The sequence below is a fragment of the Bradyrhizobium sp. HKCCYLS1011 genome, assembly GCF_051167795.1.
Lineage (GTDB): Bacteria > Pseudomonadota > Alphaproteobacteria > Rhizobiales > Xanthobacteraceae > Bradyrhizobium.
Window position 1 is genome coordinate 301495 of the sequence record NZ_JBNPTT010000002.1, and the last position, 21456, is coordinate 322950.

The window sequence follows — 21456 nt, forward strand, 5'->3', positions numbered from 1 at the left end:
GACAAGTTGACGGACGAGAAGTCCGATCGGCGCCTCATCCGGCGCGCGCTGTGCACAATTCTCCTGGAGGTTGCGCCGCCGCTGCCTTCTTCCGATATGGCTAATTCGATACAATTTGTTAATTCTGTTAGCCACCTCACAGTCTTTCTGCAGAAGATAGTGCATAGGAACGCCGATTTGGGCAGGTACGCATCGTCGCAAGTATTCGAAGTCTCGCAAATGCTGGCGATATAAGAATATTCGTCGATCTCTACTTATGAATACTAAGCACGAGCTGCAGCGGGGGCGGGAATAGTGGGCAAATTTACATCGCCAGAAGCAAAGACTGCAAAGGATCGCGTTGTCGGGCCGGCGCGACACAAGCTGAAGGTGGTTCCGCCGCGTAGAGGCGGATGATATGCAGCTTTGATCCCTAATTGTAACGTAATTGTTAACCATTTTTTGGTGGGCCCGTGACCGCTGGCAGTTTTGACGCCACGCTTTTTCCCCATGGCTCGGGTGCGCATGCCCGAGGGATCGCGCGCTTCTCAGCACCGCCAGCGCATGCCCCGTCCGACGCCATCGTCGTTCCTGACGCTCATTTCCTGTTCAATGCAGAGTTCAAGCGCTCCGGGGCCGACCTGATCCTGTCCGGCGATGGACGGGAACTCGTCCTGCACGACTATTTCAGGGGCGAAAAGCGGGCTGCCTTGGCGTCGCCGGACGGCGCGCATCTCAGCGGTGATCTCGTCAGCACCCTGACGGGGGCAGTTCAGGTGAGCCAGGCCGGCGGGGCGCCAGCTGCAGGCCAAGTGATCGGCCATGTCACCAAATTGCAGGGCACAGCGACAGCCATCCGCAACGGCGTCTCCATCATCCTGCATCAGGGCGACAACGTCGAAAAGGGCGACATCGTCCAATCGGGCTCCGACTCCACGCTCGGCATCACCTTCATCGACGGCACCGTGTTCGGCCTCGCCTCGAACGCGCGGATGGTGCTCAACGAGATGGTCTACGACCCCAACGGGTCGAACAATTCCTCGCTGATCAGCCTCGTCGCAGGAACCATCTCCTTCGTTGCGGGCGCCACGGCGAAGCACGGCGACATGAAGGTCGATACGCCGGTCGCCACCATGGGCATTCGCGGCACGGCTGTTCTGGTCCAGATCGACTTCACCGTTCCCGGCCAGGGCGCGACGCCCGACGCCAAGTTCCAGGTGCTGGTCGAGCCGGATGGCACCACCGGATCCTACGTGCTGTTCGACAAGGTCACGCTGCAGCCCATCGCCGTCGTCAATCAGGCCGGACACCAGATCAACATCAGCAACGGCATCGTCACGCAGACCGATTCCGCGTTGCCGCCGGATATCCAGAAGCTCATCACCGACGTCTTCTCGCTGAAATTCACCGACAACTCGAATCCGAAGTCGACCACACACTTCACCGATATCGGCGTTCCAGATACGTTTAACCCGATCAAGCTGGCGGACGGGACAACGGCGATCCCGACCTTTGTTGTTACCAATTCCACCGGCACGTCGACCACGAATATCCCCTTCGATCCGTCGGGCCACATGCCCGGCAAGCCGAATGCCGTGGTGCTCGACGACACGGGCAAGCCGGCCACGGCCTTCGCACTGACCGAGCGCGTTGGGAAGACGGCCGACACCGCCGATCTCGACACCGTCAAGGGCGCGATCAACTACGCCGATGCCAACCCCGGCGACCAGCCCTCCGCATCGGTCAGCTTCAAGTCCTTCAGCTACCAGAACGCACAGCATGCCAACCTTTCGCTGAATGCGCTGCAGCTTCAGGACATCACAGCCAGCGAGATCGGCATCACGGTCGTGCAGGATCCCAACCACAAGAACTTCGGGACCGCGACCTGGACCTACAGCATTGCTGACAATGCGTTCGATTTTCTCGCAGCCGGCGAGACGCTGACGCTCACCTACATCGTTCGCGTCGACAACAACTTCGCGCCCAGCAACGAGTTTACCGAGATCCCCATCACCATCACGGTGATCGGTACCAACGACAAACCCGTTATTACCACTAGCGCACAGACCGTCGCCTTTTCCGGCGGCACCAGCGTGGTCGGCGGAGCGCTGACATCGACCGACCACACCGCGGGGACGCTTAGCTTTACGGACGTCGATCTCACCGACACCCACACCGTTTCGGTCGCCCTTACGTCTCCGCAACAGAGCAATATTCCGCAGACATTGTGGGAGCTGTTCAACAAGGCGCTCACCGCGTCGATTGCGACGGATAGCACCGGGACCGGAACTGGTACGGTCAACTGGACGCTGGCCGATCTGCCGGCCTATGCCGCCGATTTCATTCCAGCCGGGCAGGCGGTGACGCTGACCTACACGGTCACGGTCGTGGACTCGCAGGGCGCGGCCACGCAACAGACCGTGACGGTGACGATCACCGGCACCGATGCGCCCGCCGTGGTCTGGATCGCAACGACGAGTGGGGCCGATGGCGAGAGCTCGGACGCTCCGCCTCTGCTCTGGCGCGACGGTGCGAATTGGGAGACCGGCAACGCACCCACCGCGAACGACGACGTTTGGATCGTCACCGATCAGTTGCGCGGCCTCAATCCGGCTTTCCCGGTGACCATCGACAAGGCGGCGTTCGCCAAGTCGGTGACCATGAACGATTTCGGCGGGGGCAAGACTCCGGAGCTCGACAATCTGAGCACGCTGACGATCGGCGGGGCGCTGACCGTCAAGGCCGATGCGCGCGTGTACAATTTCGCGAGCGCCACGATCAGCGTCGGCGGCCAGGCCGAATTCCTCGACCACAGCGAACTGGACAATTCCGGCACTCTGCTGCTTCACGCGGGTGGCGAATTCGGTGCATACGCGAGCATCACCAACACCGGCACGATTGAGCTGGTCTCCGGCACGCTGAATATTCTCGGCGACCTCGTGAACGCGAATGATGATGCCACGGGAGCGATCCAGGTCGATCTCGGCGCGACGCTTGCGCTTAATGGCGGCAGCGTTGCCGGCGGCACCGTCATCGTCGAAGGGGGCGAACCCGTTCGCAACCTCGAGGTCACGTCCTCGAATCAGCCGGCTGACGGTGCGCTCGCGCTGCAGGGCGGTGCGGCGCTGTCGGACGGCACACTGGACAGCTCCGGTGCGATCATCGTCTCCGGCAGCGGCAATGCCTTGCATGGCGAAGCCGTCATGAGCAGCGGCACGCTGGACATCCTGACCGGCGGCAAGCTGACGCTCGACCAGGGCACCGCGTGGGAGAACTACAACGGAACGATCACCGTCGCGGGATTGGCTGATCTCACGCTGGATCATGCCGGGATCGCCGGCGGCACGCTGACGAATGATGGAACGGTCGCGCTCACGGGCTACGCCGCCCTGATCGGTGGTTCGCTGGTTAACTCCGGCATTGTTACGGTCTCGGGCGCTGGCAACACGCTCGAAAGCGAGATCATCACCAATACCGTGGGGGCAACCCTCACCATCGCGCTTGCCGGTGTTCTGGCGCTGTCCGAGACCAGCATTGCCGGCGGCGCCGTGCACAATGCCGGCGTCATCGACGTCGTCGGTAGCAGCACCATCGACGGCAGCGCGGTAGATGGCGGTTACTTGAGCGTTGGCGAACTGACCGCGCCTCAATCTGGCGGCGGGGAAAGCTCTTTGCCGGTTGTCTTGACCATCCAGGACGGCGCATCCATTGCGGACGCGCATCTCGCCATCGGCCAAACCGACTCGATCGCGATCGCAACCGCTGACGGCGCAACCTTATCCGGTGTCTCCGTTGACAATGGGGGAGCCGTAACAGTCGGTCAGGGCGCGCTATTGGTGTTGGAGAACAGCACCATTTCCGGCGGAGCTCTCACCAACGCCGGCACGATCCACGTCGAAACCAATGCCGAAACGGCATTCGACAACGTCAACGTGGACAATGGCGCCACCGGTGTCATCATCGTCGATGATGAGGGCGAGGCCCCGGTGCCGTCGCATCTGACGCTGGATGGCCAGACCACTATCACGGACGGTCTGCTGACCGTCGGTGTCGTGGGGACGCTCGAAGTTGCAGGGCTCGGTGCAACGCTGTCGGGTGTTCACGTTGAAAATTTCGGCGTCTTCACGGTCGACCACAGCGCCATACTGGATCTCGTCGGCACCGATGTGACCGGCGACGGAACGCTCCATGTGTGGGGCACGATCGAAGCCAGCGGCTTCAGCATCGTCAGCAGCAGCATTATCAACGATGGGATCATCGAGATCACGAGCGGTACGCTCGACTTGACCGGATCGATCTCCGGCAGCGGCACGATCATCGTCGATGCCGGGGCCCGGTTGGAGCTGAACAGCTCCTACGCGCAGACCATCGATTTCGTCGGTCAGGGCGGCGAGTTCGTGCTCGACACCGCAAGCTTCAACGGCAAGATCGAGGGCCTCGTCGCCTCGGACAAGCTCGACCTGTCGGCCATCAAGTTCAACGACAACCCCACAGCGTCCTATGATGCCGCGACAAGCGTCTTGACGGTCAGCGACAGCGACGGTCACACGGTTAGCCTGACGCTGAGCGGGGCGGACTACAGCAACGCGCATTTCGCGGCCTCCAATGACGGCAGCGGTGGCACGCTGATCACGCTGAAGGCGACCGACGATGCGCCTGTTATTGCCGATGCCGCGCAGAACGGCGAACTGACGGAACAGCATTCCACCACCGGATCGTCCGTGGCCGACAGCGTGAGTGGCACGATTCACTTCACGGATGTCGACCTGACCGACCGGCCGAGTGCGAGCATTGCAGAGCAAACCGTCACCTGGACTGCCGCAGATGGCTGCGACATCTCCGCATCGCTGACATCGGGCGAAATCGATGCGTTGAAGCATGCGCTGGCGCTCGCGGCCGAGCCCGGCAACACCAACAACGGTGCCGTCGACTGGACCTATTCGATCGCCGACGGCGCGCTGGATTTCCTCGGCGCCGGCCAGACCCTCACCGTGACATCGACAGTCACGGTCGACGACGGCAAAGGCGGTCAAGCTGCCACGACCGTGACCGTCACGATCAACGGCAGCAACGACACGCCTGTTGTCACGAGCGAGGCCCAGCTCGGTGGCATCACCGAGCGCGCCGGTACCTCCGGTTCAAATCAGTTGGATGCCGCCGGAGGCACCATCACCTTTACCGATGCTGATGTCACTGACACGCATCTCGTGAAAGTGACCGGCGTCTCCGTTTCGGGCGACGGCAGCGGGCTGCCGGACATGGACGTTGTCAAAAGCTGGCTGTTCCTCCAGCCCCTCACAGATTCGCAGAACGGCGCGACGGGCTCGCAGGGCTGGTCATTTACGGCCAGTGACAAGATCTTCGACTATCTTGGCATCGATCATTCGGTGCAGTTCACCTATACGGTCGAAATCGACGACCGGCATGGCGGCGTAGTCGACGTGCCGGTGACGGTCTCCATCTCCGGGGCTGAGGACACGCCGGTCATCGTCGGTGAAACGAATCCGCCTGTGCAGACCGTGATCCTCGCGAAAGCGCCGACCGTGCTCGCTGCCGGAGTAACGAGCGCCCAGGGCATGGCGACCGAGACCTTCGACGAGGTCTCTGCCGGATCGGCCTCGAACAATGGTCATGGTCACGGCAATTTCTACAGCGACGCGTTGCATGCCTCGTTTTCGGCCTCTGGCGACGCCGGCGTGGTGCATGGTTCCTCGTCGGATTCGGCGGCGCCCTTTGTGGGTGACGGCCAGGACCACACGAACTATCTCAGCATCGGCGGGCATGCCCAGGAGACGATCAGCTTCGACAGCGCGATGAACAGCTTCGGGCTGTATTGGGGCTCGGTCGATAGCTACAACAGCGTCTCGTTCTACGACGGCACCAAGCTGGTCGCGTCATATTCCGGCGACGCCGTCGCGCCGCTGCTCGCCAATGGCGGTCAAGGCTCGTTCGCGTCGAATGGCTATGTCGAATTCTCGGACCTGGCGCCGTTCAACAAAGTCGTGCTGACGAGCACCCACGACGCGTTCGAACTCGACAACGTCTCGGCCGGCTGGGTCGACGACTCCCATGTTAAGCTCGCGAGTAACATGACCGGTACCCTGACGGTGCTGGACCGGGATGTCGGCGATACGTTGTCAGCCTCGGTGGTCGGGAAGGGCTTCGTCGAATATAACGGGTCGTTCGATCTTCCGGCCACGGCCAACATCGACTCCCTGGTCAAGGCGGATGCCGTGACGTTCGACAGTGTCGTCTCGGATGGCGGCGCCGACGTGCTGCACTGGAGCTATCATCCGGCGAACGCCGATCTCGATTTTCTCGAGCCCGGCGATACGCTGACGATAACCTATCTGGCGAGGATCAGTGACGGACATGGCTCATTCGACGAGCAGCCGTTGACCGTGACGGTGACCGGAAACGGGTCGTCGGTCGTTGCCGGAACGGCCCAGAACGACAGCTTCGACAATGTCGGTGGCGGCGTGACGGTCTTCGGCAACGGCGGCAACGATACTTTCGTGTTCAATTCGCATTTCAACAGTGCGACCATCGCCGACTTCGATGTCCAGAAGGATACGATCCAGATCGACCACGCGCTGTTCAACTCCGTCCAGGCTGTACTGAACAGCGCCCAGGCCGCCAATCTGGGCCATGACACGGTCATCACCGATGCAGCCAATGAGACGATCACGCTGAAGGGCGTCACTCTGGCGCAGCTGCAGGCGCACCAGAACGATTTTCACATCGTCTAGTGTGACGTGTCTGACATCCGCTACAATGTGCTGGCTGGCAGGCCCGCCGGGATTGCCGGCCCGGCGTTGCGAACTGCGATGCGCTCGGGGATAACAGGTCAGGCTGATCAGCAGACGGCCGCCTTGCGGCGTGACGGCGGAGTCCCATGAGGCGATTGAAAGCAGTGCCCCGCTGGTTCGCGCGCAGGTTCGGCTATGCGCGGCTGCTCTGCCTGCTGCTGCTGATCGGCTTTGCCGCCTTGCGTCTGGCGGATCCAGGTCCGATGCAGGAGCTGCGCCTGCGGACGTTCGACCATTTCCAGCTGCTTCAGCCGCGGGTGAAGACGATCCGGCCGGTCGTGATCGTCGACATCGACGAGAAGAGCCTGGCGAAGCTCGGTCAATGGCCGTGGTCGCGGACCCAGATCGCCGACATGATCATCAATCTGACCAATCTCGGCGCGGCCGTGATTGCCTTCGATGCCGTGTTTGCGGAGCCGGACCGGCTCAATCCGGCGCTCGTTGCCAAGACGATGCGCTATCTGGACGAGGTGACGCGCAGCAAATTGAGCGAGCTGCCGAGCAATGATCAGATCCTGGCGGATGCGATCCGCCGCGCGCGCGTGGTGCTGGGCGAGACGGGATTGGCGACCGTCACCACGGAGCTGGACAAGACGCTGCCTGTGACCGGATTTGCGACGCTCGGCGGCGAGGCGGAGCCGTTCCTGTTCGAGTTTCCCGGCCTGCTTCGCAATGTCCCGGTCCTGGAAGCCACGGCTGCCGGGCGCGGTCTGTTTACGATCCGGACCGAGCGTGACGGCATCGTTCGGCGCGTGCCGATGGTGTTGCGCGCCCAGGGCGTCATGATGCCCTCGCTCAGCCTCGAAATGCTGCGTGTGGTGTCCGGAACGCCCACCATCCTGATGAAGGCGGACCAGGCCGGCATCAAGAGTGTCCGCCTGCGGGGGCTGGAAATCCCGACCGACGCCAACAGTCAGTTGTGGGTTCATTTCGCCGCGCAGGATCCCTCGATCTACATCTCCGCTTCCGACGTGCTCGACGGCAAGGTGCCGCTCGACAGGGTGTCCGGCAAGCTGGTGCTGGTCGGAACGTCGGCCGTCGGCCTCAACGATATCAAGACGACGCCGGTCTCCCCCGCGATGCCGGGCGTCGAGGTGCATGCCCAGGTGCTCGAGACGGCGCTGACCGGCGCCGTGCTGTCGCAACCGAATTGGGGGCTGGCGACAGAACTGCTCGCGGCTCTGCTGTTGGGATTGCTGGTGATCGCCTCCGCGCCGCAGCTCGGCGCTGTCACGCTGGTCGTGGTCGGCGGCGTGTTCGCAACCGTGCTGATCGGCATTTCCTGGTATTGCTACATGCAGTATCGGCTGCTGGTCGATTTCACCTATCCAATGCTGTCGACCACGGCGATCTATCTGACCCTGATCTTCGCAAGCTTCGTGCGCGAGCAGAGCCAGCGCCGCCAGATCCGCTCCGCGTTCAGACAGTATCTCTCGCCGACCCTGGTGGAGCAGCTTGCGCATTCGCCGGAGAAGCTGGTGCTCGGCGGCGAGGAGCGCGAAATGACCATCATGTTCTCCGACGTGCGCGGCTTCACCACGATCTCGGAGAGCTACAAGCAGGATCCGCAAGGATTGACGCGGCTGATGAACCGCTTTCTGACGCCGCTCACCAACGCGATCATCGCGCGCAAGGGTACCATCGACAAATATATGGGCGACGCCATCATGGCGTTCTGGAACGCTCCGCTCGACGATCCCGCGCATCAGCTGAACGCCTGCGAGGCCGCGCTCGACATGCTGGAGCGGGTCGATGCGCTGAACAAGGAACGCGAAAGCGAGGCGGAGCATGGCGGCCACGTCTACATCCCGCTCAAGGTCGGCGTCGGCCTGAACACCGGCATCTGCGTGGTCGGCAATCTCGGCTCGGACCTGCGCTTCGACTATTCGGTGCTCGGCGACAGCGTCAATCTGGCGTCGCGCCTGGAGGGGCAATCGAAGGAATACGGCTTTCCGATCATCGTCGGCTCAGCGACTGCGCTCGCGGTCAAGGACCAGCTCGCGATCCTCGAGCTCGACTTCATCATGGTCAAGGGCAAGAAGGAGCCGGAGGTGATCTATGCCATCGCCGGCCGCGAGGACGTGATGTATTCAGAGCGCTTCCAGCGGCTGCGCAATCTCACCATCGAGATGCTGGCGGCGTATCGCGGCCGCGACTGGGAGGAGGCGCTCGCCGCGATCGCGCGCGGGCGCAAGACGGATCAGGGGCAGGAGCTCGCCAGGCTTTACGACCTCTACGAAGCACGCATCCGCAACTACCAGACCAATCCGCCGCCGGAGGATTGGAACGGCGCTTATGCGCTGCTGACGAAGTAACCTGTCTCGTTGGCCCGACGAGATTGCAGCATCTACCGATGCAAAGGCGGCCCACTTGCATCAGTCGTCGTCATACCCCGCAAAGGCGGGGTATCCAGTAATCGCTGTTTTATACTGTTGGCAGAGCCTCGCTCCAATCGGCTTCGTCGGATACTGGATCACCCGCCTGCGCGGGTGATGACAGCTTGACAGTAGCGCAACGTGCGCCCTTGGGAAGCCTTGATACAGTGTCGCCTCACTCCACGCCGATCGTGGTCAGGTCCTGGAACCAGTGCTGCGCCTGCACGAACTTTTTGATCTTCGGCGACAGCGCATGCGGGTTGGTGTCGTGCACGACCCACACCAGCACGGCATCGTCGACGACCAGCGCATGGGCTTGCGCGATCAGCTCGTCCTGCTTGGCGGGATCGAAGGTCTGCTTGGCCTCGTTGATCAGCGCGTCCACCTTGGGGTTCTTGTAGCCACCCCAGTTGACGCCGACAGGTGCGATCTGGTCGGAAGCGAAGAAGCGCACGATCGCATAGAGCGGATCGGAGGTGACATAGGCGATGTTGTTGGCGGTGATGCCGGCGTTCATTTCGTCGGCTGCGCCCTTGCGCCAATGCGTGTAGAGCGTTTCCAGCTCGACGACCTTGAAGTCGATGTCGATGCCGATCTCCTTGAAGCTCTGCTGCAGGAATTCGTTCATCGGCAGCGACAGCATCTGGCCGGTGCCGCCCTGCGCGATGATGAAGGTGGTCTTCAGCGGCTTGTCCTTCGAATAGCCGGCTTCCTCGACTAGCTTCTTCGCGGCCGCCAGATCATATTTCAGGTCGAACGTCGGCTTGCCGAACCACGGGCTCGACGGATCGACTTGGCCCTTGGCAGGCTTGGCGAGCCCGTTCATCAGCCCGACCACCGCGTCGCGATCGATCGCGAGATTGAGCGCCTTGCGCAAGCGGATGTCGGTCCAGGGCGAGCCCGGCAGCACGCTCAGATGATAGTTCCAAACGTGCGGCGTGATGTTGTCGACGATCCTCATGCCGGCGGCCTTAAGCTGCGGCACGGCATCCGGCGCCGGCGTCTCGACTAAATCGACCTGGCCTGCGAGCAACGCGTTGGTGCGGGTCAGCGCCTCTGGCATCGGCACCAGCACCAGCTTATCGACCTTCGGAATCCGATCCTTGTTCCAGTACTCGGTGTTCCTGCTGAGCTCGGCGAGCTCGCGCGGCACCAGCTTGGTCAGCTTGAACGGCCCGGTACCGGACGGCTGGCTGGCGAACTTGTCCCAGTCCTTGCCGAGCTTCTCATATTGGGCCGGGCTCGAAATCAGGAACCAGAGCATCTGGTAGGGGAAGAAGGAGTCGACGGTCTTGGTTGTGATCTCGATCGTATTATCGTCGATCTTGGCGTAGCTGGCGACCGAAGGCAGGCGGGTCTTCACCTGGGCGCTCTGCCGCTTATCGAACTGCGGTGCCTTATCATTGAGCACCTTGTCCAGATTCCAGATTACCGCGTCGGCATTGAAGTCGCTGCCGTCGTGGAACTTGACGCCCTTGCGCAAGGTGAAGCGCCATTTGGTCTTGTCAGTATCATTGACCTTCCACTCGGTCGCAAGTCCCGGGATCAGCTTGCCGGGCTTGTCGGCCGTGCTCATGTCCCAGGCCACCAGCGGGTCGTAGATCGTATAGCCGGTGAACTGATAGGCGCCGGCGCCCCGGTCGGGCTGGCCTGTGGTCAGGGGAATATCGGCCATCGACATGCCGTAGCGCACCACGGTTTCGGCGTGCGCTGACAGCGCGGACAGGCTGAGCGCCACTGCGGCGGCAAGCAGCGAGAGACGGTGACGCATGCGGGAAACTCCGATCCGGGATGAAGGCAGTGCGTAAAATTCGCTCGAATTTGACGCCCCCGAAGCTGCAAGCGCGATGCCAAGCCAGGATGAAGATCGTTTGAATACAAACAGTTGTGATCAATCGCCGCAGTTGCCCTGAAAATGTCTTCCTTGGCATAACGGTTGCATACCGCTGCTCAACAATTAGCCAGCCAAGTTGGAGACTGCGATCGTGCTGTTGCGTTGTGCGAATTCCCGGAATGGGCAAGCGGCCTTTGCGGCCGCGATGTTGGCGACGGTCTCTGTCGTCATGGTGCCGGCGCGTGCGGGTGCGGAATCCGTGCTGCGCATCGGCATGACCGCGGCCGACATTCCGCGCACGCTCGGCCAGCCGGACCAGGGATTCGAAGGCAACCGCTTCACCGGCGTCACCATGTATGACGGTCTGACGATGTGGGACCTGTCGTCGGCGGAGAAGCCGAGCGTGGTGATTCCGGGCCTTGCCACCGAGTGGAAGGTCAACGACGACGACAAGACCAAGTGGATCTTCAAGCTGCGCCCCGGCGTCACCTTCCACGACGGTTCGCCGTTCAATGCCGATGCGGTGGTCTGGAACGTCGAGAAGGTGCTGAAGCAGGACGCGCCGCAGTTTGATCCGAGCCAGGTCGGCGTCACCGCCTCGCGCATGCCGACCCTGATGTCGGCGCGCAAGATCGATGACATGACCGTGGAGCTGACCACCAAGGAGCCGGACAGCTTCCTGCCGATCAATCTCACCAACCTGTTCATGGCAAGCCCCGCCAAGTGGCAGAAGTTCTATGACGCTGCTGCTGGCGCCGATGCCAAGGCGAAGGCGCAAGCCGCCTGGGACGCGTTTTCGAAAGACGCCTCGGGCACCGGTCCCTGGATGATGTCGAAGTTCACACCACGTGAACGGCTCGAGCTGGTCAAGAACCCGAACTATTGGGACAAGGCGCGGGTGCCGAAGACCGACAAGATGGTGCTGCTGCCGATGCCGGAGGCGAACGCGCGCACCGCGGCGCTGCTGTCAGGACAGGTCGATTGGGTCGAGGCGCCGGCACCGGATGCGCTGCCTGAGATCAAGCAGCGCGGCTTCAAGCTCTACGCCAATGAGCAGCCGCATGTCTGGCCCTGGCAGTTCTCGCGCGTCGAAGGTTCGCCCTGGAACGACATTCGCGTCCGCAAGGCCGCTAATCTCTGCGTCGATCGCGAAGGCCTGAAAGATGGCCTGCTCGCCGGCCTGATGGTGCCGGCGACGGGCACCTTCGAGCCCGGCCATCCCTGGCGCGGCAATGTGACCTTCGAGATCAAATACGACAAGGCCGCGGCGCAGAAGCTGATGCAGGAGGCCGGCTACGGCCCGAACAAGCATCTCGAGGTGAAGGTGCAGACCTCGGCATCGGGCTCCGGCCAGATGCAGCCGCTGCCGATGAACGAGTATCTGCAGCAGGCGCTGGCCGAGTGTTATTTCGACGTCAAGCTCGACGTCATCGAGTGGAACACGTTGTTCACCAATTGGCGGCGCGGCGCCAAGGATCCGTCGGCCAACGGCGCCAATGCCACCAACGTGACCTACGCGGCGATGGATCCGTTCTTTGCGCTGGTGCGCTTCCTGCAGTCGTCGATGGCTCCGCCGGTCTCGAACAATTGGGGCTACATCAACAATCCCAAGTTCGATGAGCTGGTGAAGAAGGCGCGGCAGACCTTTGATCCGGCCGAGCGCGACAAGGCGCTGGCCGAGCTGCACGCGGCCTCGGTCGATGACGCCGCCTTCCTCTACGTGGCGCACGACGTCGGCCCGCGTGCGATGAGTCCGAAGGTGAAGGGCGTGATCCAGCCCAAGAGCTGGTTCATCGACTTCTCGCCGATCTCGGTCGAACCGTAGGTGTCACGCGCTGCGAACCCTCTCCCCTTGTGGGAGAGGGTGGCTTCGCGCAGCGAAGCCGGGTGAGGGGTTGTCTCCGCGAACGCGGATCTCTCGCTCAGGCCACAGTCCGCGGAGCGATACCCCTCATCCGGCGCGGACGATGTCCGCGCCACCTTCTCCCACAAGGGGAGAAGGTAAGAATCAGGTGACACGTGCTGTCTTACGTTGCCAGGCGGACTGTCTATGCGATCCCGATCATTCTCGGGGTCGCGCTGGTCTGTTTCATGCTCGTCCACATCACGCCCGGCGATCCGCTGGTCGCCGTGCTGCCGGCCGATGCGTCGCAGGAGCTCGCGCAGCAATTGCGCGCGGCCTACGGCTTTGACCGTCCGCTGCCGGTGCAGTTCGGGCTCTGGCTGTGGCGCGCGGTCAATGGCGATCTCGGCAATTCCATCGCCACCGGTCGCCCGGTGCTCGCGGAGGTGATGCGCGCGGTCAGCAACACCGTGACGCTTGCGATTGCAGCTGCAATCGTCGGCTTCGCCCTCGGCCTGTTCTTCGGCCTGATCGCCGGCTATTTCCGCGATACCTGGGTCGACAAGGTTGCGACCGGAATCGCGATCGCGGGCGTGTCGCTGCCGCATTACTGGCTCGGCATGGTCCTGGTCATCATCTTCTCGGTGGAGCTGAACTGGCTGCCTGCGGTCGGCGCCGGGCCGTCGGGTTCGGGGGCGTGGTCGTGGGACTGGGCGCATCTGCGCTTCTTGGTGCTGCCCGCAATCACGACCTCCGTCATCCCGATGGGCATCATCACGCGCACGGTGCGCGCGCTCACCGGCGATATCCTCAGCCAGGATTTCGTCGAGGCGTTGCGCGCCAAGGGGCTGCGTGAGCGCCAAGTGTTCCGTCATGTGCTGAAGAACGCCGCACCGACTGCGCTCGCAGTCATGGGCCTGCAACTCGGCTACATGCTCGGCGGCTCGATCCTGATCGAGACGGTGTTCTCCTGGCCGGGATCGGGCCTCTTGCTCAATTCGGCGATCTTCCAGCGCGACCTGCCGCTGCTGCAGGGCACGATCCTGGTGCTGGCGATGTTCTTCGTGATCCTCAACCTCCTGGTCGACATCGCGCAGGCCGCGATCGACCCGCGGATCAAGCGGGGGTAGCGATGGGCATCAGCTCTTCCGGCGCTGTGCAGGATGCCGCGTTGCAGGCCGCCCCCGCCGCCAAGGCGCGCGGCTATTGGGCGACCGTCGGCCGCCGCATCGCCCGAGACAAGGTCAGCATGGTCTGCGTCGCGATCCTGCTTGCGATCTTCGTCTCGGCGCTGCTTGCGCCATGGCTCGGGCTTGCCGACCCCTATCAGGGGTCGATGATCCGGCGTCTCCGTCACATCGGCACGCCGGGCTATCTGCTCGGCACGGACGAGCTGGGCCGCGACATGCTGGCGCGACTGATCTATGGCGGCCGGCTGTCGTTGGTGATCGGCATCTCGCCCGTCATCTTCGCCTTTGGCATCGGCACTATGCTCGGCCTCGTCGCCGGCTATGTCGGCGGCTGGGTCAACACCGCGATCATGCGCACCATCGACGTGTTCTACGCCTTTCCCTCGGTGCTGCTCGCAATCGCGATCTCCGGTGCGCTCGGCGCCGGTATCCTCAACTCGATCGTCTCGCTGACCATCGTGTTCGTGCCGCAGATCACGCGCGTCGCCGAAAGCGTCACCACAGGCGTGCGCAACCGCGATTTCGTCGAGGCGGCGCGCGCCTCAGGCGCGGGTGCCTTCACCATCATGCGCGCCCACATGCTGGGCAATGTGCTGGGGCCGATCTTCGTCTACGCCACCGGCCTGATCTCGGTCTCGATGATCCTCGCCGCCGGTCTCTCTTTCCTCGGACTCGGCACCAAGCCGCCGGAGCCGGAATGGGGGCTGATGCTGAATACGCTGCGCACCGCGATCTACGTCAATCCGTGGGTTGCGGCCTTGCCCGGCGTGATGATCTTCGCGGTCTCGATTTGCTTCAATCTCTTGAGCGACGGCCTGCGCAGCGCGATGGACATCCGGAGCTGAGCAACATGGTGGGCTCGAACAACATTCGATCGGCACAGGCGGTCCACCTCTCCCCTCGTCGCGACGGCGAAGCCGTCGTCGGCCGTGGGAGAGGTCGGATTGCATCGCTAGATGCAATCCGGGTGAGGGGTCCGTCTCCGCGGAGAGAAACCCCTCATCCGTCGCGGACTGCGTCCGCGCCACCTTCTCCCACAAGGGGAGAAGGAGGGCCTGTCGCTGCGCTGAGTGCGTCATCATGAGTGGTGTGTTTGTGGCGGATCGATTGGAGCCGATCGCGGATCGCGGCGGCAGGGCGCAGCCGCTGTTGCAGGTCAACGGGCTGACCAAACATTTCCCGGTGCGCGGCGGCCTGTTCGGCGCGCGCAAGACTGTGCGCGCGGTCGACGACGTCTCGTTCGCGATCGCCAAGGGCGAGACCGTCGGCATCGTCGGCGAGTCCGGCTGCGGCAAGTCGACCACCGCGCGGCTCCTGATGCAACTGATGGATCGCGACGCCGGCGAGATCATCTATGACGGCATGCAGGTCGGGCACGAGATCTCGTTGCGCGAACTCCGGCGCGGCATGCAGATGGTGTTCCAGGATTCCTACGCCTCGCTCAATCCGCGCCTGACAATCGAGGAATCGATCGCGTTCGGGCCGAAGGTGCATGGCTTGGCGGACAATTCAGCGCGTGCGCTGGCACGCGAGCTGCTCGGCAAGGTGGGCTTGCGTCCGGAGACCTTTGCCAACCGCTATCCGCATGAGATTTCCGGCGGCCAGCGCCAGCGCGTCAATATTGCGCGCGCTCTCGCCTTCTCGCCGCGCTTGGTCATCCTCGACGAAGCCGTCTCGGCGCTCGACAAATCCGTCGAAGCGCAGGTGCTCAACCTGCTGATGGATCTGAAGCGCGAATTCGGGCTGACCTATCTCTTCATCAGCCACGATCTCAACGTCGTGCATTACATCTCCGACCGTGTGCTGGTGATGTATCTCGGCGAAGTCGTCGAGCTCGGCCCGGTCGAAGAGGTCTGGGCGAGGCCGGCGCATCCCTACACCCGGGCGCTGCTTGCTGCGATGCCGTCGTCCGATCCCGACAGGCGCACCGAGGTGCCGCCGATCTCGGGCGATCCGCCGAACCCGATCGATCCGCCGACCGGCTGCCGGTTTCACACCCGCTGCCCGTTCGCGGAGCCGCTTTGCGCAAATGCCGCACCGAAATTGGCCGAGCTCGATAGAATGGGGCATCAGGCCGCGTGCTATATGGCGATCCCCGGATCAGGCCACAGCCGCAGCCTGAGTGCCGTCGGAACCTAACGAGAGATCGCATGACCAAACCCACCCCTCAACATGTGAGCGCAATCGCGGAAGCCGCGGGGCTTCCCGTCGACAAGGATGTCGCGACCCGGATCGCCAATTCAATCGGACCGGCCTTCGAAGGCTTTGCGCCGATCGCCGGCACCCTGCCGATGGATCTGGAGCCGGCCAGCTTCGTGGTGGCGCAGTCGATCAAGGTGGCGCGATGAGCACCGAACCTGCCTTGATGACGCTGACCGCAGTCGCGAAGGCGATCGCCGACAAGCACCTGTCGTCGCATGAGGTGACGCGCTCCTGCCTGCACCGCATTGCGCAATGGCAGCCGCATCTCAACTCCTTCATGGCGATCGAATCCGAACCGGCGCTGAAGGCCGCGACCGGGGCCGATGCGGAGTTGGCCAAGGGCACCATCAAGGGCCCGCTGCACGGCGTGCCGCTCGCGCACAAGGACATGTATTACGATGCCGGCCATGTCTCGACCTGCGGCTCGCTGATCCGGCGCGACTTCGTCGCCACCACGACCTCGACCGCGCTCCAGCGGTTGAAGGACGCTGGTGCCGTCAGGCTCGGCACGTTACAGATGGCGGAGTTCGCCTACGGCCCGACCGGCCACAACGCGCATTATGGCCCGGTGCAGAATCCCTGGAAGCTCGGTCATGTCACCGGCGGTTCGTCCTCCGGATCGGGTTCGGCGGTCGCGGCGCGCCTCACTTTCGCGGCGCTCGGCTCCGACACTGGCGGCTCGATCCGCATGCCCGCGCATTTCTGCGGCGTCACCGGGCTGAAGGTGACCTGGGGCCGGGTCAGTCGTGCCGGCGCGATGCCGCTGTCGCAATCGCTCGACACCGTCGGGCCGTTGGCGCAGACCGCCGAGGATTGCGCGCTGCTGCTCGGTCTGATGGCCGGACCTGATTCGGAGGATCCGACCGCGAGCGCGGCCCCGGTCCAGGACTATGTCGCGGCCACGTCGGCCTCGATCAAAGGTCTCAAGGTCGGCGTGCCCAAATCGTTCTATGTCGACGATCTCGATGCCGACGTGGCGCGAGCGCTCGATCAGACGATTGCCCTGCTCAAGACCGAAGGCGCCGACATCGTGCAGGTCGAACTGCCCGACCAGCGCCAGCTCTCCTCCGCCTGCCAACTGGTGCTGGCGGTCGAGGCGGCCGCCTTCCACAAGCGCTGGATGATCGAGCGCCCGCGGGATTATGGCCCGCAGGTGCTGATGCGGCTGCAGAACGCGCTTGCAATTCCCGGCGTGACCTATCTGGAAGCGCTGCGCTGGCGTGGCGCCGCGCTGGCCGCGCATATCGCGGCGACTGCAAGCGTCGATGCCGTGATCGCACCGGTGGCGCCGATCGTCGCGCCCTCGATTGCCGAGAGCGACGTCGGCGGTGCGCCGGGAGCGGAGGCCGTGATCCAGCGGCTGACCCGCTTCACCCGCCCGATCAACTATCTCGGCCTGCCGTCGCTGGCGATCCCCGCCGGCTTTACGTCCTCAGGGCTGCCGGTCGGCATGCAGCTGATCGGGCGTTCGTTCGACGAGGCGACGCTGCTCACCGTCGGCGGCGCGTTCCAGCGCGCGACCGACTTCCACGCCAGGGTGCCGACGCTGCCATGAGTGATGCGGCCCCAGCTTTGTCCACGATGCTCGTGCTCCCTGGGGATCGCGAGCCATGTCCGCGAGCATCAGTTGGAGCCGGCCCGCTCCCTGCGCGTCCGGTAGGCTCCCTCTCCCCGTTCTTACGGGGAGAGGGTTGGGGTGAGGGGCAGACGCACGGGAAGTGTCAGCGGTTAGACCTGTACCCCCTCACCCGGATTGCATCTTCGATGCAATCCGGGCTCTCAGCGCGAGCAAAGCTCGTCGCGTCCCCGCAGGCGGGGAGAGGTGAGAACCGCGGCTGCCGCGACAGCGGAGGACTCACGTCAGGTGCCTTTCCTTCCTCATTGGCGATACCCCCATCATGACTGCCCTCGTCGAGATCAAGGACCTCACCATCCGCTTCACCGGCGAGCGTACCTTGCACGCCGTGAACGATGTCAGCCTCACGCTCGGTGACGGCGAGGTGCTCGGCCTGCTCGGCGAATCCGGCTCCGGCAAGAGCGTGACTTTGCGTGCGCTGATGCGGCTCCTGCCGAAGAAACGCACGCAGATCACGGGCAGCATCAACGTCATGGGACGCGACGTGCTCGCGCTCGGGGATGAGGAGCTGTCGCAGTTCCGCGGCCGCATCGTGTCGATGATCTTCCAGGAGCCAGGGCTCGCGCTCGATCCGGTCTATACCATCGGCAAACAGATTGCCGAGACCGTGATGCGGCACGAGGGCAAGAGCTACGGCGAGGGGCGTGCGCGCGCGCTCGAAATGCTCGACGTGGTCCGCATCCCCTCGGCCAAGCGGCGGCTGGATTCCTATCCGCACGAGATGTCCGGCGGCATGCGCCAGCGCGCGATGATCGCGCTGGCGCTGGCCTGTCGCCCGAAGGTGCTGCTGGCCGACGAGCCCACCACCGCGCTCGATGCCACCGTGCAGATCCAGATCCTGCTGTTGTTGCGCGAGCTGCAGCGCGAGTTCGGCATGTCCGTCATCTTCGTCACCCATGACATCGGGGTGGCGATCGAGATCTGCGACCGTGTCGCGGTGATGTATGCCGGCCAGATCGTCGAGCAGGGATCATTGCGCGACATCGTCCGCAAGCCGGCCCATCCCTATGCGCGCGGACTGCTGGCCTCGACGATCCACGGCGCCAGGCGCGGCGAACGGCTGCAGACCATCCCGGGCACGCCGCCCTCGCTGGATCAGGCGCCGCGCAGTTGCTCCTTCGCGCCGCGCTGCAGCCTGGCTGAAGCCCGCTGTACCGAAGCCCTGCCGCCGAATCTTTCCGTCGCCTCGGGTCATCTGGCGCGCTGTGTCCTCGCTGCGCGTGACCAAACTGTTGCGGCCACGTAACGGTCTGCGGGAAAGGCGACGAACCAGGCTCCAGATCGCGCTGGCAGGGTCGTTCTATCACAGTCGCCTCGCTATGGTGGGCGGCCGCGCAGGAACATGTATGCCGGCAGACGGGGAAGCGGCATGTACATTTCGAACGAAGGTATTCTGGTCATTCTGTTTGTCGGCCTGGTAGCAGGCTGGCTGGCCGGCAAGATCGTGCGCGGGACCGGCTTCGGCATCGTCGGCGATATCGTGGTCGGCATCTGCGGCGCACTGATCGCGAGCCTCCTATTCCCGCGCCTTGGTATCCGGCTCGGCTCCGGACTGGTTTCGGAGATCGTCTATTCGGCGCTCGGCGCCATCATCCTGCTTTTGGTGGTGCGGCTGGTCCGCACCGGCGGTCGGCTTTAGTTCGCTGCGAAGGGCTGTTGCCGTTCATCTTCGTGGCGTCGGACTGAACGTTTCATCCGTCCGCGCGACAGACGAGGAAGCGTTGGTTTAGGTTAATGCGGTCCCGTTGCACGGCTGCAGCGCGAATCTGTATAACTGACAGCGCGTACCGCTGAGTTCCTCATTGCCGGCGGCCCCGCTGCTTACTCGAAGAGATGGACTGGATGGTGGCCGCACCCGGCGTGAGGCGTTCCGAGCTGAGTGATGCATTGCGCGACTGCCGCAGCGCGTTCCTCGGCGTCGGCGTCATGAGCTGCATCATCAATCTGCTCTATCTCACCGGCTCGATCTTCATGCTCGAGGTCTATGACCGCGTGCTGCCGAGCCGCAGTGTGCCGACCCTGATCGGACTGGTGCTGCTGGCGGCCGGACTCTATCTGGCGCAGGGCGTGCTCGACCTGATCCGCAGCCGCATTCTCGGCCGGATCGGAACGGCGCTGGACGAGAGCCTGAATGCGCGGGTGTTCGATACTATCGTACGGCTGCCGCTCATGGTCGGCGGGCGCAATGAGGGGCTGCAGCCGCTTCGCGATCTCGACAATGTCAGGACCTTTCTCGGAAGCCAGGGACCGAGCGCTTTCTTCGATCTGCCCTGGCTGCCGCTCTACCTGGCGATCTGCTTCGCCTTCCACGTGCTGATCGGTGTCACGGCGCTGGCCGGCGCCGTCATCCTGGTGACGCTGACGCTGGTCACCGAATACCTGACACGCGAGCCGGCGAAGCAGGCGATGGGGCTTGCGGCACGGCGCAACGACCTCGCGACGGCGAGCCGCCGTAACGCCGAGGTGCTGGTCGCGATGGGCATGGCCGGCCGGCTGATGGAGCGCTGGCGCGAGACCAATGAAAAATACCTCGCTGGCAATCAGCGCGCCAGCGATGTCGCCGGCGGCCTTGGCGCGATCGCCAAGGTGCTCCGGATGATGCTGCAATCGTCCGTGCTCGCGGTCGGCGCCTATCTCGTGATCCATCAGGAGGCGACCGCCGGCATCATCATCGCCAGCTCCATCCTGAGCGCGCGGGCGCTTGCGCCAGTGGATCTTGCGATTGCGCATTGGAAGAGCTTTGTCACCGCACGCCAGAGCTGGCGGCGCCTCAACCAGCTCATGGAGACGGTGCCGGAACGGCCGGCGCCGACCTTGCTGCAGCCGCCGACGAGCCGGCTGTCGGTCGAGGGGATCTCGATCGCGCCGCCCGGAGATCAGAAGGTCATCGTGGTGGACGTCACCTTTGCGCTGTCGGCCGGTCAGGGGCTCGGCGTGATCGGGCCGAGCGCGTCCGGCAAATCCTCGTTGGTGCGCGCGCTGGTCGGGGTCTGGCGGCCGCTGCGCGGCCATGTCAGGCTCGACGGCGCAGCGTTGGAGCAGTGGAGCTCCAACGAGCTCGGCCGCCATATCGGTTATCTGCCGCAGGATGTCGAGCTGTTCGCCGGCACGGTCGCGCAGAACATCTGCCGCTTCGATCCGCAGGCCCCGGCCGACAGCATCATCGCTGCCGCCAAGGAAGCGGGCGTGCATGACATGATCATCAAGATGCGCGACGGCTACGACACCCAGGTCGGCGAGCAAGGCACCGCGCTGTCGGCCGGCCAGGCTCAGCGCGTGGCGCTGGCGCGCGCGCTCTATGGCAATCCGTTCCTGATCGTGCTCGACGAGCCCAATTCCAATCTCGATACCGAAGGCGACGAGGCCTTGACGCGCGCGGTGCGCGCGGCGCGGACGCGCGGCGCGATCGTCGTTGTGGTCGCGCACCGTCCGATCGGCATCGAGGCGGTCGATCAGATCCTGGTCATGAAGGACGGCCGCATGCAGGCCTTCGGACCGAAGGAGACGGTGCTGGCGCAGGTGCTGCAGCAACGGACGGGGCAGGCGCCGATCAAGATCGTGTCCGAGGCCGGAGTGGCGAAGTCGTGA

At 63.8% G+C, this 21456-nt stretch carries 12 protein-coding genes; 11 read left to right on the forward strand and 1 reads right to left on the reverse strand.

Annotation, left to right across the window (positions count from 1 at the left end; translation table 11 throughout):
* Positions 1-452 precede the first annotated feature (452 nt).
* Together ACQR1W_RS06005 and ACQR1W_RS06010 are read left to right on the forward strand one after the other, a co-directional pair.
* A complete protein-coding gene (locus ACQR1W_RS06005) occupies positions 453-6728 on the forward strand; it encodes an Npun_F0296 family exosortase-dependent surface protein (RefSeq protein ID WP_434849940.1) in 6276 nt (2091 codons plus the stop codon).
* Positions 6729-6874: 146 nt separating this feature from the next.
* Entirely contained in the window at positions 6875-9103 is a 2229-nt protein-coding gene (locus ACQR1W_RS06010; protein WP_434849941.1) for a CHASE2 domain-containing protein, read from the forward strand.
* 235 nt (positions 9104-9338) lie between these two features.
* Here the strand turns inward: ACQR1W_RS06010 and ACQR1W_RS06015 are convergent, their stop codons facing one another.
* Positions 9339-10934 carry an ABC transporter substrate-binding protein gene (locus ACQR1W_RS06015; protein WP_434849942.1) on the reverse strand — a complete coding sequence of 532 codons (1596 nt, stop codon included), beginning with the start codon at positions 10932-10934 and terminating at the stop codon, positions 9339-9341.
* 268 nt (positions 10935-11202) lie between these two features.
* Here ACQR1W_RS06015 and ACQR1W_RS06020 point away from each other — a divergent pair, with 268 nt between their 5' ends.
* The 9 genes from ACQR1W_RS06020 to ACQR1W_RS06060 all read left to right on the forward strand — a co-directional run bounded on the left by ACQR1W_RS06020 (position 11203) and on the right by ACQR1W_RS06060 (position 21456).
* Positions 11203-12822, forward strand: a complete 1620-nt coding sequence (locus tag ACQR1W_RS06020) for an ABC transporter substrate-binding protein (RefSeq protein WP_434850438.1) — start codon at positions 11203-11205, stop codon at positions 12820-12822.
* 194 nt (positions 12823-13016) lie between these two features.
* Complete coding sequence (locus tag ACQR1W_RS06025) at positions 13017-13970, forward strand: ABC transporter permease (protein ID WP_434849943.1); 954 nt, start codon at positions 13017-13019, stop codon at positions 13968-13970.
* 2 nt (positions 13971-13972) lie between these two features.
* Positions 13973-14875: an ABC transporter permease gene (locus ACQR1W_RS06030; protein ID WP_008968158.1), complete on the forward strand. Its 903-nt coding sequence runs from the start codon at positions 13973-13975 to the stop codon at positions 14873-14875.
* Between the two features lie 235 nt (positions 14876-15110).
* Entirely contained in the window at positions 15111-16169 is a 1059-nt protein-coding gene (locus ACQR1W_RS06035) for an ABC transporter ATP-binding protein (RefSeq protein ID WP_434849944.1), read from the forward strand.
* Positions 16170-16180: 11 nt separating this feature from the next.
* Complete coding sequence (locus ACQR1W_RS06040; RefSeq protein WP_008970024.1) at positions 16181-16378, forward strand: hypothetical protein; 198 nt, start codon at positions 16181-16183, stop codon at positions 16376-16378.
* Complete coding sequence (locus ACQR1W_RS06045; protein ID WP_434849945.1) at positions 16375-17787, forward strand: amidase; 1413 nt, start codon at positions 16375-16377, stop codon at positions 17785-17787. The genes ACQR1W_RS06040 and ACQR1W_RS06045 overlap by 4 nt, the downstream gene beginning before the upstream one ends.
* 343 nt (positions 17788-18130) lie before the next feature.
* Positions 18131-19114 carry an ABC transporter ATP-binding protein gene (locus ACQR1W_RS06050; protein WP_434849946.1) on the forward strand — a complete coding sequence of 328 codons (984 nt, stop codon included), beginning with the start codon at positions 18131-18133 and terminating at the stop codon, positions 19112-19114.
* Between the two features lie 123 nt (positions 19115-19237).
* The gene (locus ACQR1W_RS06055) at positions 19238-19507 is read left to right on the forward strand and encodes a GlsB/YeaQ/YmgE family stress response membrane protein (RefSeq protein ID WP_008973524.1); all 270 of its coding nucleotides are present in this window, start codon (positions 19238-19240) and stop codon (positions 19505-19507) included.
* Positions 19508-19710: 203 nt separating this feature from the next.
* Positions 19711-21456, forward strand: coding sequence for a type I secretion system permease/ATPase (locus ACQR1W_RS06060; protein ID WP_434849947.1), 1746 nt, complete (start codon positions 19711-19713; stop codon positions 21454-21456).

Coding starts and splice junctions, on each gene's coding strand:
- ACQR1W_RS06010 (WP_434849941.1), top strand. CDS start 6,875: ATGAGGCGATTGAAAGCAGTGCCCCGCTGGTTCGCGCGCAGGTTCGGC.
- ACQR1W_RS06015 (WP_434849942.1), bottom strand. CDS start 10,934: ATGCGTCACCGTCTCTCGCTGCTTGCCGCCGCAGTGGCGCTCAGCCTG.
- ACQR1W_RS06020 (WP_434850438.1), top strand. CDS start 11,203: ATGTTGGCGACGGTCTCTGTCGTCATGGTGCCGGCGCGTGCGGGTGCG.
- ACQR1W_RS06030 (WP_008968158.1), top strand. CDS start 13,973: ATGGGCATCAGCTCTTCCGGCGCTGTGCAGGATGCCGCGTTGCAGGCC.
- ACQR1W_RS06035 (WP_434849944.1), top strand. CDS start 15,111: ATGAGTGGTGTGTTTGTGGCGGATCGATTGGAGCCGATCGCGGATCGC.
- ACQR1W_RS06040 (WP_008970024.1), top strand. CDS start 16,181: ATGACCAAACCCACCCCTCAACATGTGAGCGCAATCGCGGAAGCCGCG.
- ACQR1W_RS06045 (WP_434849945.1), top strand. CDS start 16,375: ATGAGCACCGAACCTGCCTTGATGACGCTGACCGCAGTCGCGAAGGCG.
- ACQR1W_RS06050 (WP_434849946.1), top strand. CDS start 18,131: ATGACTGCCCTCGTCGAGATCAAGGACCTCACCATCCGCTTCACCGGC.
- ACQR1W_RS06055 (WP_008973524.1), top strand. CDS start 19,238: ATGTACATTTCGAACGAAGGTATTCTGGTCATTCTGTTTGTCGGCCTG.
- ACQR1W_RS06060 (WP_434849947.1), top strand. CDS start 19,711: ATGGTGGCCGCACCCGGCGTGAGGCGTTCCGAGCTGAGTGATGCATTG.